The organism is Streptomyces sp. NPDC055506, from assembly GCF_053643595.1.
The window spans coordinates 15,180-28,861 of the sequence record NZ_JBSHKH010000057.1 but is presented as its reverse complement, the minus strand read 5'-3'; the positions used below and the strand labels follow the sequence as shown (position 1 = coordinate 28,861).

Here is a 13,682-nt window from a genome sequence, read left to right as displayed (position 1 = left end):
CGCGGACGACTACTCACCGAGGGCCCAGCCCACATCCCGAAGCAGGGCATGGCGCCACCCGGCCCGGTCATGCCCGGAAGCCGCCCGGGAAACCCGCACACTCGCACCACCCTGCGCAGCCAAGGCCTCGACCAGCTCGCAGTGGGGCAACATCCGCGCCTCATGCTCCCCGACATCGAACGCGACCCGCAGCCCCGACAGATCAGGCTGTTCCCGCAACCGCTCGGCGATCACACCCCCGACCGGTCCTCCCAACGGATCAGCCGCCCCCATCGCACCCGGCTGCCACCAGAACGACCCCGACTGACAAGCAACCCGCGACACCAACTCGGGAAACTCCAGCGCCGCGTACACCGCGCTCAGCCCACCGAGGCTCTGCCCGGCGACCACCAGCCGACCGAGATCGGCACGCACCCCCGACTCCGCCACCAGCGGCAGCAGTTCGTCCCGCACCGCCTCCCACAACCCGGCCCGGCACGTGAACTCCTCGGCCCGGTCCTTGGCCGGCAGGAAGACCAGCGTCACCGGCGGCAACTCACCCGCGGCCACGGCCGATTCGAACGCGGTCATGGCCGGGTGCAGATACAGCCAGTCGTCCCCGTCGAGCAGCAGCACCACGGGCCCGCCGCCGCCCACCGGATGGACCCGCACGGTCCGCCGCCCCCCGAGCCGTTGACTGGCCCAGCGAATCCGCGTGAGCGGCAGGGGCAGCACCTCGTCGGCACCGACAACCGGCCAGTGCGGCTGCTCCGGTGCGTCCGGCGTCGCCGCGATGGACCGGTCACCGCCCGCACCCGCCGGGTTGAACGGGTCGGCGTACGCCGCGTCGTCCACCAGAAACTGGTAGGTCACCCGCAGCCGCTCGGGCATGCGCACCTCGGCATACCAGCAGTCCGAGTCGGCCCAACGGCTCAGGGGGACCGGCTCCGACCAGCTCTCGAAGCCCACCCTCGCCTGCGACCCGCGCCACAGGAACAGGGTCGTCCAACCGCCGCCCTCGGCGGGTTTCGAGGCGGGTGCGCCCACGGCGGCCCAGAACTCCTCGGTGCCGGGTGCGCCGGGCAGCCCGAATCCGGCGAAGGCGTCGGCGTCCTCCATGTCGGCCGCGACCAGGCGCATGAACGTCTCCTTGTGAGAGGGAAGGGACAAAGGCTAAGCTCCAGTCAATTAGGCGAGCCTAACCTAATCTTGGCCCTCCAAGGAGGCATCGAGCATGAGCACCAACCCCTTCGACGACAACGAAGGCCGTTTCCTGGTCCTGGTGAACGACGAGGGCCAGCACTCACTCTGGCCGTCGTTCGCCGAGGTGCCCGGGGGCTGGACGATCGCCTTCGCCGAGAACACCCGGGAAGCGTGCCTGGAGTACGTCGAGACCCACTGGACGGACCTGCGCCCCCGGTCCCTCGCCGCGACGATGGACGCCTGACCTCACCGATGCTGTGCACCAGGCTGACCAACGCCCGCTTCCTCACCATGGACCCGGACCATCCGGTCGCCCATGACGTGGGCATCTGGCAGGGCCGGATCGCGGGCCTCGACGAGGCGGTGACCTCTCTGCCCGCCCGCGAGGTGATCGACCTGCAGGGCGCCACCGTGCTCCCCGGGTTCATCGACGCCCATGTGCACCTCGCCTGGACCGGGTTCAAGCAGAACACCCCGAGCATCGCCGGCCGCACCCGGATCGACGACGTACTCGAGGTCGTGGCGGAAGCCGTCACTCGCACCCGCGCGCCCGGCGACTGGGTGAGCATCGCCGGCTACGACCAGCGGGCTCTCGGCCGCCATCTGACCGCCGCCGACCTCGACAAAGTCAGCGACGGACGCAAGATCTTCCTGCTGCACGACTCCGGCCACGGCTGCGTCGTCAACACCGCCGTCCTGGACCTGCTGCCCGCCGACATCCCGCACGAGAACGGCTTCCTCGCCGAGCGGGCCATGGGCGCCGCCCGCGCCCTGCGTCTGCCGCACTCCCAGGAGGACCTGGCCGAGGCGGTCGGCAGGGCGGCCCGCACCTGCCTCGCGGAGGGCGTCACCGCCTGCGCCGAAGCGGGCATCGGCGGCACGCTCTTCGGCCACAGCCCCGTCGAACTCGGCGCCTACCAACTCGCCCGGAACAAGGGGCTGCTGCCCCTGCGCGTACAGCTCATGGTGTCCGGGGACCGGCTGCGCCCGGTGTCGGCACACGAGACCGACGGCATCCCCAGGGCCCTCGACCTCGGCCTGCGCACCGGCTTCGGCGACGACCGGCTCTCCGTGGGCGCGCTGAAGATCTACACCGACGGCGGCATGATGGCCCGTACGGCCGCGCTGAGCCACCCGTACGAAGGGCTCGACCACACCGGGCAGTTGCAGGACGACCCGCAGGCGCTCACGGACCTCATCGTGGACGGCCACCTCGCCGGCTGGCAGCTCGCAGTGCACGCGATCGGCGACCGAGCGGCCGACGTGGCCCTGGACGCCCTCGACCGCGCTCAGCGCCTCCGGCCCCGGCCCGAGGCCCGTCACCGCATCGAACACGCCGGGCTGATCCGGCCCGACCAGCTCCCGCACTTCGCGCGACTCGGCGTCAGCGCGGTGATCCAGCCCAACTTCCTGCGGTACTTCGGCGACGACTACGCGTCGATCATGGGAGCGGAACGCGCCCCGTGGCTGTACCGGGGCAGGGCGTTCCTCGACCACGGCATTCCGCTGGTGGGCAGCTCCGACCGGCCCGTCGCCAACGGATCGCCCCTGCGGGCCGTCCAGTTCATGGTCGAACGCGCCTCGACCTCGGGACAGCTCATCGGCCCGGACGAGGCCATCACCGTCGACGAGGCCCTGCACGCGTACACCGTCGCCGGCGCCCACGCCTGCCACTGGGAGGACAGCCTGGGGAGTCTCACCCCCGGCAAACGCGCCGACCTGGTCGTGCTCGGCGACGACCCCCGGCGCGTCGACACCTCCCGTATAGGCGACATCGAGGTGGTCGAGACCTACGTCGACGGCCGCCCGAGCCGCCCGCGCGTCTGATCCCGGGCCCGCGCCCGGTACCGAGGAAGGAATCCCTTGACCACGGCTACGCCGCGCCCTGCCGCGCTGCCGCACGCACTTCTCGCGCCGTCGCCCTCGGTGCGCACCGCCCGCCCGGACGACGCCGCCGCGCTCGCCGCCCTGTCCCTGCCCTTCGTACGCTCCGGCGCGCTGCGCGAACGCCCCGTCTCCCTCTACACCGCCCAGGCCGCGGACTTCCTCGTGCTGGAGGCACGGGACGGCACCCTGGAGGGCTGCGTGGGCATGCGGGCATATCCCGAAGGGAGTGAGGGCGTCGGACCCGCGGGTGTCGTCTACAACTTCTGCGTGGCGGAGCACCAGCAGGGCAGCGGAGCGGGAGCAGGGCTGCTGCGCGCGGTCCTGGCCATGGCCCGCGCCCGATCACTCGACGCCCTGTACACGGCGACCACCGGCGGTGGCGGACTGTTCCTCCGCTACGGCTTCACGCCCACGACCCCCCGACTGGCGCCGCGGGCCTGGGCGCAGTCCCTGGACCCGCGGCGTAACGCCCGGGTGCTGGTCAGGACTTGGTGACAACGCCGGGAACCGCCTCGGGAACCACGGCCGGAACCACATCCGGAACCACGGTCGTTCCCGGGCTGGTCTCGGCGAGAACGCCACGCAGCACCGCGTGCGGCACCCGGCCGTCCAGTACATGTGCCTTGCGCACGCCGCCGCGAACGGCTCGCAGACAGCCCTCCATCTTCGGCAGCATCCCGCTCGCCAGCCCCGGCAGCAGCGCGTCCAGCGCACCGGCTGTCAGCCGTCCGATCACCTCGGTGCTGCGCGGCCAGTCCGCGTACAGCCCCTCGACATCCGTGAGCATCACCAGGCGCTCGGCGTCTAGGGCGACGGCGAGGGCCGACGCCGCGAGATCGGCGTTGACGTTGTAGACCTCCCCGTCCGTGCCGCGCGCCACGGGGGAGACGACCGGGATGTGCCCCTGCTCCAGCAGGGCGCGCACCATCGCCGGGTTCACGTCCACGATGTCGCCGACGAGCCCGATGTCCACCGGCTTGCCGTCGACCAGGGCCGGTCGTCGTACGGCGGTCATCGTGTGAGCGTCCTCGCCGGTCAGGCCCACCGCGAAGGGACCATGGGCGTTGATGTGGCCGACCAGCTCCCGCTGGACCCGGCCCGTCAGCACCATGCGCACCACGTCCATGGCCTCCGGGGTGGTGACCCTGAGACCCGCCTCGAAACGGGTCTCCAGGCCCAGCTGGTCGAGCATCGCGCTGATCTGCGGCCCGCCGCCGTGCACGACGACCGGGCGCAGCCCCGCGTGCCACAGCTCCACCATGTCCTGGGCGAAGGCCCGTTGCAGACTCGCGTCCACCATGGCGTTGCCGCCGAACTTGACGACGACCGCGCTGCCCAGGAGTTCCCCCGAGGGCTGGGGAAGGCGGGGAGAGCCTGTCGCGACCGGGTCGGCCTGGGTCACGCTCACGGAGTCACTCCAATTCGAGGGTGTGTCGAGGAAGGCACCGGTGCTCCGCGCCGCGGGCGTCACGCGTTCCTCCGCTCCCGGTGCAGGAGCAGGGCGCGCAGCAGACCGTCCGTCGTACAGACCACGCCGGTCCGCGCGGCCCACCGGAGCGCCAGGGTGTGCTCCTCGGCGGAGAAGTCGGCGACCGCGTCGGCGACGACGAACGGCTGGATGTCGTTCATGAAGGCGTCCGCCGCGGTCAGCAGGACACCGAGGTGCGCGTGCACCCCGCAGATGATCAGCTGGTCCCGGTTCTGCGAGCGCAGCAGCCTGCCGAGATGGCTGCGCAGAAAGGCGTTGTGGCGCACGTTCGCCAGCAGATGCTCGCCGGGCCGGGGGGTGAGGGGCGCGATGATCGCCGCGGCATCCGGCTCGTCCCCTATCCCCGGCCCCCACATGTCACCGACCAGCCCCCGCTGCGCGGGCGGCTGCCCGGCGGGCTCCGCGCTGAAGACGACCGGCATGTCCAGGGTGTCGGCGAGTTCCCTGAGCGCCGCGATGTTGTCGACGAGTTCCACCACGGGGGCACGGTCGGCGGGGAAGGCCCGGACGAAGTGGTTCTGCATGTCGTGGACCAGAAGCGCGGCACGCGCCGGGTCGATCCGCCAGGAGACGTGCGACCGGGGGATCGCGGAGCGATCCGGCATGGGATAGGAGCCGATGGCCGGCAAGCCCATGGTGATTCTCTCCCCCCGATCACGCGACGCGGTCCGGACCCAACACGAGAAATTTAGCTTAGCCTAACCTAAATTGAGCTCTGTGGGGCTGGAGTTGACGCACACGCGCCCCTGGCCGCACGGCATGCCGGTCTAGATCAAGCAATGTTCATGGTCATGACACTCTCGCTTCTCCGCGATCAGCCAGACCGGCAAGGCCGACTTCGACACCTGGGCGCAGCTGCTCGTCTCCTACGGGAACCCGGATCGCCCGGTCAACGCCTGCGACACCCGGTTCACCATCACCGCCCAGCGGGCAGCGGCCCTCTACGACGCGGGATATCGCGCCGTGGGCCGCTACCTGGACGAGCCGGCCGGAAGCACCCTGAACAAGGAGATCCAGCCGGGCGTCTCGCGGACTTCAAGTACACCAACGGCTATCTGCACGGCAGCCTGGCGCACGGCCGGGCCGAGGGGTACGGCTTCAACAGGAGCACGGTCATCTACTTCGAGGTCGACTACGACGCCACCGCGGCGGACATGGACCGGATCATCGACTACTTCTCCGGTGTGAACGACGCGTTCAAGAGCAACGGAAGCAAGTACATAGTCGGCGTCTACGGCTCACGAAACGTGTGCGCCGGCGTTTCCGGTGGCGCCTACGTGCCGTACGCGTACGTCTCCGGCATGTCCTACGGCTTCTCCGGCAACCTCGGCTTCCCGCTGCCCCAGAACTGGACGTTCAACCAGATCAAGGAGTTCGACTTCACCAGTGGTTCGGACTCCTTCGGGCTGGACCGGGTGGCGCACCGCCCCGGATCCGACTTCGGGCAGAAGTCGGTCAACGACACGGGCACCTCACCGGTCGAAGAGTCTCCTACGGTAAGGGCGATCCGAACGAACTCTCGTTGCAGTTCATGCGCTGGGACAAGTACACCGACTCCCGGTGGAGAGCGCTGTTCGGTGAGGTCGACGACGCGTTCATCACCTATGCCTCCGGCCGGGGGATCGGCCGGTCGAGGGACATGGCGTACGCGGACCCGTCGATGGGTGTCATCGTCAATCCGGACCACCTGGTGGCGAGCGCCAGTGGGTACTTCCTCAAGGGGAACGCCGGAGTGGGCAAGGCGAACCGCGCCGAACTGGCGAGCTGGGGCGGTGATCTGCTCACGTTCTACGGCGAGTGGAGTCGCTCGGACAACGCGTCCCCACTGGACTTCTGCCGCAAGACGCTGTGCCGGCCCGATGTGGCGTCGACCTTCGCGCTGGGCGACCTCATCGAGGACATCGACGGCTTCCTGGTCGCTGAGCGTCTGAAGAACAATGGCAGCACGAATATCGTCGACGAACTGAAGAGAATCCTCATCGGAACGGGCCATCTCACACGGTTCAGCGACTTCAAGCTCTACCGGTTCGGCGGTGTCACGAGCAACATCGGCACGACGGCGAAGGCGTTCCTGGTGGACCAGATCGATGACACGCTGCTGTCCTCCACCCGTGCGCTCCTGATCCAGAGGAACTGCCCGCTGGGCAAGGAACCGTGGAACGAGTCCGACTCCGTCATGAGCGAGTTCTACGCGGGTTTCACCGAGACGCTGCAGAACCTCATCGATCAGCAGGTGGCCCGCCGAGCGAAGTTCCTCGCCGCGCAGAAGGCGGAGAAGGGGTAGTTTCACATGATTTTGATGGGCGCGTTGCTTGTGGTGAGCGGGGTCACCGCGGCAGTGGGCGTCGTAGTGATCCTCATACTGCTGAGCCATCCGCCGCTGCCTCTGCCGAAGATCTACGCGCTCATCGCTCTGATCCTGTTTTCCCTGGCGGTGGCGCTGTACTGCTACGGCTGGTTCTCGGTCAGCTTGGGAGGCCCCTTTCCCGAACTGTGCGAGAGCAAGAACGACGCCGGAGCCGAACTGGCAGCCATCAAGCAACAGTACTGGCCCCTTCGCAGTGCCTGCCTGTACTCCGACGGAACCACCGTGGAGTACGTCTCGATGTCGGTCAACGTGGTGGTGTGCCTGTTGGCGTGTTCCGCCGTCGTCTCGGCCGGCACCTCCGTATTCCTGCGCAAGCGTGTCGGACAATCTCCTGGAGCTCCTTCATGAACGCCAAGTTCTCGCGCCGCACCGTGCTCAAGCGATTCACCGGTGTCATGGCCGGAGCGGCACTGCTCACCACCGGGGAAGGCCTTCTCACCCCTCTCGCCGCCCAAGCCGCTGACAACTCGTGGAACGTCTCACCGGGCTCGACAAAGCTCGCCCAGGTCGCGGAGACCCTCCGGCAATGGAGACTCACTCCCGGCAAGGGAGCCGGGACCCAGAACATCGAAGACCCCAAGCGCATCACAGCGGCGAAGAAACTGGCCGGCAAGCAGGCGGCCTGATCACACGGCACAGGCAGGTGGCCGAGCCCCTTTCTCGGTCACCTGCGACCTGTCCGGACCTGCCCCTGGATTTCCCGCTGGGCGTGCCCACCGGCATGCCCTCGCCCGACACCCCGATCGCCCCGTGATCAGCCCTTGACGGCGGAACTGGCGACCCCTTCGACGAACCAGCGCTGGAAGAAGGCGAAGACGACCAGGACGGGCAGGACGAGCAGGACTCCGAAGGCGAGGATCTGTCCCCAGTCCGGGGGCTGCTGTCCTTGGAAGACACTCATCTCCAGGGGGAGGGGACGCACCGACGGGTCGGACACCATCAGCACCGGCCACAGGAAGGAGCCCCACTGGATGAGGAAGGTGAGGATCGCGACCGAGGCGAACACCGGCCTGGACATCGGCACGATGATCGCGAAGAAGGTGCGCCAGGGACCCGCGCCGTCCAGCCGGGCCGCCTCCTCGATGCTCGTCGGGATCTTCTTGAAGAACGTGTGGAACTGGTAGATCGCGAAGGCGTTGGCGACGAACGGCAGGGCCTGGATGAACAGGGTGTTGCGCTGGCCGTTGAACATGTAGAACAGCGGCACCGCCACCGACTCGAACGGGATCAGCATCAGCAGCAGGACGAGGGTGAACACCGCGTTCTGCCCCCGCCACTTCAGCCGCGTCAGCCCGTACGCCGCCATCGAGTTGACGATCAACCCGCCCGTCACCACCACGAACGACAGCAGCACCGACACGCCCATGAACTGCCAGAAGTAGCCGGTGCTGTCGGAGTTCAGGCTGTCGAGGACGGCTGCGTAGTTGTCGAAGGAGAGGTGGGTGGGCAGGAAGCCGGACAGGCCGTTCAGGACCTCGTCCGACGGCTTGAGGCTGCCGAGGAAGAGGTAGAGCGCGGGGAGGGCGAAGACGAACGCGAGGACGCTCAGGACGGTGTAGTCGAGGACGCGGCGTACGGGCGTGCGGGTCATGGCCATGGTGGAGTCAGTCCTCGTTGTCGGGCCGGACGACGCGGCGTTGGACGATCGTCAGGGCGACGACGATCAGGAAGAACACCACCGTGACGGCCGAGGCCTGCCCGATGTCGTTCTGGTCGAAGGCCGTGGTGACGGCCTGGTACATCACGGTGCGGGTGGCGTCCTCGTCCAGACCGCCGCCCCGGATGAGGATGTACACCTGGTCGAACACCCGGAAGGACAGCACCGAGGTCAGCATCGCGACGAACACCAGGGTGCCGCGGATGCCGGGCAGGGTGACGTGCCGGAACTGCTGCCAGCGCGAGGCCCGGTCCAGCTCGGAGGCCTCGTAGAGCTCGCCCGGGATCTGCTGGAGGCCGGCCAGCAGGATGACCATCTGGAAGCCGACGCCCTGCCACACCGACAGCACGATGATCGATCCCATCGCGGTGAGGCCGTCACCGAGCCAGTCGAAGGCGCCCCAGTTGCCGAAACTCACTGTGTCCAGCAGGGAGTTGAGCATGCCCTGCTCGCTGCGGGCGAGGATCAGCCGCCAGATCACCGCGACCAGCGCCATCGGGAAGACCACCGGCATGAAGAAGAAGGACCGGAACAGCCCGATCGCCTTCAGCTTGCGGTTGAGCAGGATCGCCAGCGCCAGCGCCAGACCCGTCTGGAGCGGTACGACGACCGCGGCGAAGGTCAGGTTGTTCAGCAGCGCCCGCAGGAACGGGCCGGACAGGTCGGGGTCGGTGAACAGCCGCCGGTAGTGCTCCACGCCGAAGAAGCGGGGCTCCAGCGGGGAGCCGAGACGCACGTTGTAGAAGGAGAGCACAACGGCGTAGCCGAACGGGATGCCGACGAAGGCGATCAGCCCGCCGACGGCCGGTGCCGACATCAGCAGCCCGTGCAGCCGGTCGCGGTTGCCGCGCGAGGGACGCGACGGCTTCGCGGGGCGTGCGGACGAGGCGGCCTGTGCCCGGCCAGGGGGCGCGGCGGGCGCGGATTCCACGGTTTTCACGGGAGGGTCCTTCTTTCCGGCGGGGCGGGCGGGTCGGTACACCGCTGCGTCGTCGTGTCGTCGACGGCCCGCCCCGGCCGATACGTCCTGTGGGTTACGGGATCTCGTAGCCGGCGTTGTCGGTGAAGTCCCGGTCGATGGCCCGGGCGGCCTTCTGCAGGGCTTCCTCGGGGTCGGCGCCGCCGTAGATCGAGTTCAGGGCGGTGTTGAACTTGGCGGTGACCGTGGGGTATCCGGCGGTCACCGGGCGGGTGACGGCGACGCAGGAGGAGGTGATCTCGCTGTCGCCGCACGGCTTGGCCAGCTGGTCGGCGAAGAGCTGGAGCGGGCCGCCCTTCTTGTACAGCTCGCTTTTGGCCAGCGCGGTCCTGGTGGCGGGCACCGCACCGTTGGCCTTGGTCATCGCGCCGACGTTGGTGTCGTTCAGCAGGTAGTCCAGGAAGGCGCCGGCGGCCTTGCCGTTCTTGCTGTCGGCGCCGATGCCCCACGCCCACGAACCCTGGCCGGTCTTGGGACCGTTGCCGAAGTCGGGCAGCGGCAGCACGGCGAGGTCGTCACCGAGGGCCTCGCTGTAGGCGGGGTAGTTCCAGTGGCCGACCCAGCTCAGCGCCACCTTGCCCTGGGCGAAGGCGTTGCCGTCGGTGTTGGGGTCGACGTAGGGCTTCCAGGACTGGAAGGTCTTCATCGCGGAGACGGTCTCAGGGCTGTCCAGGGCGCCCTCGGCCTTGCCGTCCTTCAGCAGGCCGCCGCCGGCCGACCAGAGGACCGGGGAGAATCCGAAGGTGCCCCATTCGGAGGCCAGGCCGTACTGCTCCGATATGTCGAGGACCTTGCCGTCGGAGTCCTTGCCCTTCAGCGCCTTGAGGGCCTTGCCGAACTCCTCGGCCGTCCAGGCGTCGTCCACGCTCGTCGGGTACTTCACGCCGGCCGCGTCCAGCAGCTTCTTGTTGGCGTACATACCGAGCCCGGCGTCGAACATGCCCAGCCCGTAGTGCTTGCCGTCGATCTCGCCCTGCGCCTTGATCGCGTCGGTGGCATTGCCGAGGGTCTTGGCGGAGACGTGGCCGTCGACCGGGGCGAGCTTGCTGTTGTAGACGAAGTTGGCCATCGTCGGGCCGTCGAACTCCAGGACGTCCGGCAGTTCGGCGGCGTCGGTGGCGGTGATGGTCTTCGTGTAGTCCTTCTCGGGGATCAGCTTCAGCTCGGCCTTGACGGCGCTCTGCGAGGAGTTGAAGGACTTCACCGCGTTCTGCAGCGCGGTCGCCTCGCTCGCCTGTCCCTGGTGGGCCCAGACGCTGATGGTGCCCTTGCCGCTGCCCTCCTCGGCGGAGGTGTCGCTGCCGCCGCCCCCGCCGCCGCAGGCGGCCAGCGCGGCCAGGGGCAGCAGAGCGAGGGCCGTCAGGCCCGTACGACGGTGTCTTGCGATTCCGGTGATCATGGTGGTGCCTCCGAGCGGGTGTGCGGTGGGTGCGCGGACGGTGGGGCCGAGGGCGGGAACGGCCCTCCGGGGGGTGGGTGTCGAGGAGATGGGTGGGCTACCGCTGCCGGCGGCTGTGCGGCGGAGCGGTGGTCTCGCGGAGGATGAAGCGGATGGGCATCTCGACGGGCCGCGGCGGCCCGGCGTCCGGCTCGTCCAGCTGCGCCAGCAGCAGCCGGGCCGCCTCCCGGCCCTGTGCCGCGACCGGCTGGGCCACGGTGGTGAGCCCCACGACCTCGGACAGCTCGTGATCGTCGAAGCCGACGACGGACACGTCCTCCGGTACCCGCAGCCGGTGCCGGCGCAGGGCGCGCAGCGCGCCCATCGCCATCTCGTCGGACTGCGCGAACACGGCGGTCGGCGGGTGGCGCAGCGCCAGCAGCTCGGTCATGGCCCGCTCGCCGCCCTCGACCGTGTAACCGCCGTCTGCCTCCAGGGCGGGGTCGGGCTCGATCCCGGCGTCGGCCAGCACGTCCAGATAGCCCTGCCGACGATCCAGGGGCGTGGTCCAGTGCAGCGGTTCGCTGGCGCCGGAGATCATGCCGACCCGGCGGTGGCCGAGGTTCACCAGGTGCCGTACGGCGCTCTCCGCCCCGCCCCGGTCGTCGATGCCGACAACGGTGAAGCCGGGCCGGGCGCCGCCGACCGTGGTCGCCAGCGGCACGTCCAGGGAACGCAGGGCGGCGGCCTCCTCCGGGTCCGGGATCAGCAGGGACAGCACGGCGTCGACCCGCTTGCGGATCGGGAGCTTCGTGAAGAAGCGCTTGCGTGCCTCCGGTGTGCCGAGGTTGTACAGCAGGACGTCGTAACCGGCGGTGCTGAAGACCTTCTCGGCCGCGTCCAGCACGGTGCCGAAGAACCAGCGGCCGACGTAGGGGACGACGACGCCGATGGTGTAGGTGCGCCCGCTGGCGAGGCTGGAGGCGGAACGGGACGCGGTGTAGCCCAGGTCGGCGGCGGCCGCGACGATCCGTGCCCGCATCTCCTCCGACACTCCGGGACGGCCGCGCAGGGCGCGGGACACGGTGGACGCCGAGACCCCGGTGGCCTCGGCGACATCGGTGATGCTGACCGTCACGAAACGCTCCTTGATCGGGTGCACACCGCGTGGCCGGGGTCCGGCAGCACGTCGGCGTGCGGGGGGAGTGACGAGACCGTAAACCCGCCCACCCAGTTGCGCAAGCGTTTGCGTTCGGATTTACTTCGGCTGACTCTCAGAGGAACCCTCACCAGCAAGAGCACAGCGCACACGTTTGAGTGCCGCTGTCGGCAGACAGGACCCGTCCATGCGATACGCGCCGCCCGGCCTCTGCGTGAACGACTTCGACCTTCTGCGCCACGCGGACGGTACCTACTCGGTGCTGCACCTGCAGGGCCCGTGGACGGCCGAGTTCGACCATCTGCGCATGGAGACCTCCTACGGGCGGGCCACCTCCGCCGACCTGGTCCACTGGGAGCCGCAGGGCACCGCCTTCGGCAACGGATTGCCGGGCCGCTTCGACCAGCAGGCGGTGTGGACCATGCACGCCTTCCCGCACGGCAGCGGCATGGCGATGCTCTACACCGCCGTCTCCGGACTCACCCCGGACGGCTGGCCCCTGCAGTCGGTCGGCCTGGCCCACTCCGAGCGCACCGACGGCACCGGCTGGCGCCGCCACGGCACGGGGCCGGTCGCCGAGGCCGACCCGCGGTGGTACCGCACGGGTGAACGCATGGGCTGGCGCGACCCGTTCGTCGTACCCGACGACGAGTCCGACGGCTGGGTCATGGTGATCTGCGCCGCCGACGCCTCCCTGCCGGTCGACGTCAGCGGCTGCGTGGCCTGGGCGACCTCCGACGACCTGGAGCACTGGACCGTCCACCCGCCGCTGATCTCTCCCGGCGACGTCGACGAGCTGGAGTGCCCCGTCCTCGAACGCCTCGACGACGGCAGCTGGCTGCTGCTCGGCTCCATCGGCGCCACCCGAGGCTTCGAGGCGTGGACCGCGCCGCGCCTGCGCGGCCCCTGGACCCGCCGCGGCCCGCTCGGGCCGACCGGCGCGTACGCCCCACGTGTCGTCGCCGCCCCCGACGGCTCCCGCGTCGTACTGCACACCACCCCCCGCCGCGTCGGCCTCACCGACACCGGCGACCGCTGCCGCGGCATGCTCGCCCAGCCCAAGACGCTGGTCGCACCGCCGGGCGAGGCGCCCCACCTCGCATGGTGGACCGGCCTGGAGCCCTGGCTCGAGGAGCAGACCCGCGGCCCCGCGCCGCACGCGGTCGGCGACGTGGATGTCAGTGGCCCCACCGAGGTCGTGCTGCGCGCCGAAGACCCGGGCGACGACCGTGCCGCCCTCGCCGTGGTCTGCGACGGCAACGACCTCCGGGTCACCGGGCCCGGCGGCGGGGTACTGGCACAGACCGTCCTGCCGAGTCTCCCCTCGGTGTTGCGCGTCCTCACGGTCGGCGAGTACGTCGAGGTCTACGCCGACGGCGTCTTCACGCTGACCGCTCTGTGCTACTCCGGTCGGCCCGTCCCGTGGACGGCGGTCACCGCCGGCGGCGCCCGACCGGTCCCCGTCCGCCCGATCCGCCTGCCCGACCCGCACCGGGACGACGCCTCGGCCGTGTGGCCCGGGGCGGCTGCGACGACCGCGGCGGCCCCTGCCGCCCGGCGGTGAAGACGGCGCCGATGACCGA

Annotated in this window: 14 protein-coding genes and 1 pseudogene; 8 read left to right on the top strand and 7 right to left on the bottom strand. The window is 69.8% G+C overall.

Annotated features, from left to right (window positions below; all coding sequences use genetic code 11):
• Window positions 1-9: 9 nt before the first annotated feature.
• A complete protein-coding gene (locus ACWIF2_RS22115; RefSeq protein ID WP_454362344.1) occupies window positions 10-1,119 on the bottom strand; it encodes an alpha/beta hydrolase-fold protein in 1,110 nt (369 codons plus the stop codon).
• Window positions 1,120-1,213: 94 nt separating this feature from the next.
• Here ACWIF2_RS22115 and ACWIF2_RS22110 point away from each other — a divergent pair, with 94 nt between their 5' ends.
• The 3 genes from ACWIF2_RS22110 to ACWIF2_RS22100 are packed head-to-tail and all read left to right on the top strand — an operon-like array spanning window position 1,214 to window position 3,564.
• Window positions 1,214-1,426 (top strand): MbtH family protein, encoded by a 213-nt coding sequence (locus ACWIF2_RS22110; protein ID WP_382486091.1) that lies wholly within the window; start codon window positions 1,214-1,216, stop codon window positions 1,424-1,426.
• A gap of 8 nt (window positions 1,427-1,434) precedes the next feature.
• On the top strand, window positions 1,435-3,009 hold the full coding sequence (locus ACWIF2_RS22105; protein WP_454362343.1) for an amidohydrolase: 1,575 nt from the start codon (window positions 1,435-1,437) through the stop codon (window positions 3,007-3,009).
• Window positions 3,010-3,045: 36 nt separating this feature from the next.
• Window positions 3,046-3,564 (top strand): GNAT family N-acetyltransferase, encoded by a 519-nt coding sequence (locus ACWIF2_RS22100; protein ID WP_454362342.1) that lies wholly within the window; start codon window positions 3,046-3,048, stop codon window positions 3,562-3,564.
• On the opposite strand, the gene argB is transcribed toward ACWIF2_RS22100, so the two are convergent.
• Both argB and ACWIF2_RS22090 read right to left on the bottom strand, forming a co-directional pair.
• A complete protein-coding gene (gene argB / locus ACWIF2_RS22095) occupies window positions 3,551-4,369 on the bottom strand; it encodes an acetylglutamate kinase (protein ID WP_454362352.1) in 819 nt (272 codons plus the stop codon). The two genes, ACWIF2_RS22100 and argB, sit on opposite strands and share 14 nt — an antisense overlap.
• 167 nt (window positions 4,370-4,536) lie before the next feature.
• On the bottom strand, window positions 4,537-5,193 hold the full coding sequence (locus tag ACWIF2_RS22090; RefSeq protein WP_454362341.1) for an isochorismatase family protein: 657 nt from the start codon (window positions 5,191-5,193) through the stop codon (window positions 4,537-4,539).
• Between the two features lie 144 nt (window positions 5,194-5,337).
• Here ACWIF2_RS22090 and ACWIF2_RS22085 point away from each other — a divergent pair.
• The 4 genes and pseudogenes from ACWIF2_RS22085 to ACWIF2_RS22070 all read left to right on the top strand — a co-directional run.
• Window positions 5,338-5,964: pseudogene (locus ACWIF2_RS22085) on the top strand (glycoside hydrolase domain-containing protein); the annotation flags it as partial.
• A 125-nt stretch (window positions 5,965-6,089) separates the two neighbouring features.
• Complete coding sequence (locus ACWIF2_RS22080; protein ID WP_454362353.1) at window positions 6,090-6,842, top strand: hypothetical protein; 753 nt, start codon at window positions 6,090-6,092, stop codon at window positions 6,840-6,842.
• Between the two features lie 6 nt (window positions 6,843-6,848).
• Window positions 6,849-7,274 (top strand): hypothetical protein, encoded by a 426-nt coding sequence (locus ACWIF2_RS22075; protein WP_454362340.1) that lies wholly within the window; start codon window positions 6,849-6,851, stop codon window positions 7,272-7,274.
• Complete coding sequence (locus ACWIF2_RS22070; RefSeq protein ID WP_454362339.1) at window positions 7,271-7,552, top strand: hypothetical protein; 282 nt, start codon at window positions 7,271-7,273, stop codon at window positions 7,550-7,552. The genes ACWIF2_RS22075 and ACWIF2_RS22070 overlap by 4 nt, the downstream gene beginning before the upstream one ends.
• 128 nt (window positions 7,553-7,680) lie before the next feature.
• On the opposite strand, the gene ACWIF2_RS22065 is transcribed toward ACWIF2_RS22070, so the two are convergent.
• The 4 genes from ACWIF2_RS22065 to ACWIF2_RS22050 form a co-directional block, all read right to left on the bottom strand.
• Window positions 7,681-8,523: a carbohydrate ABC transporter permease gene (locus tag ACWIF2_RS22065; protein ID WP_454362338.1), complete on the bottom strand. Its 843-nt coding sequence runs from the start codon at window positions 8,521-8,523 to the stop codon at window positions 7,681-7,683.
• A 7-nt stretch (window positions 8,524-8,530) separates the two neighbouring features.
• Complete coding sequence (locus tag ACWIF2_RS22060) at window positions 8,531-9,523, bottom strand: carbohydrate ABC transporter permease (RefSeq protein WP_454362337.1); 993 nt, start codon at window positions 9,521-9,523, stop codon at window positions 8,531-8,533.
• Window positions 9,524-9,617: 94 nt separating this feature from the next.
• The gene (locus tag ACWIF2_RS22055) at window positions 9,618-10,961 is read right to left on the bottom strand and encodes an ABC transporter substrate-binding protein (protein ID WP_454362336.1); all 1,344 of its coding nucleotides are present in this window, start codon (window positions 10,959-10,961) and stop codon (window positions 9,618-9,620) included.
• 97 nt (window positions 10,962-11,058) lie between these two features.
• Window positions 11,059-12,078 (bottom strand): LacI family DNA-binding transcriptional regulator, encoded by a 1,020-nt coding sequence (locus ACWIF2_RS22050; protein WP_454362335.1) that lies wholly within the window; start codon window positions 12,076-12,078, stop codon window positions 11,059-11,061.
• Window positions 12,079-12,286: 208 nt separating this feature from the next.
• On the opposite strand from ACWIF2_RS22050, the gene ACWIF2_RS22045 reads away from it, so the two are divergent.
• Window positions 12,287-13,663: a mucin-1 gene (locus ACWIF2_RS22045; protein ID WP_454362334.1), complete on the top strand. Its 1,377-nt coding sequence runs from the start codon at window positions 12,287-12,289 to the stop codon at window positions 13,661-13,663.
• Window positions 13,664-13,682: the final 19 nt, after the last annotated feature.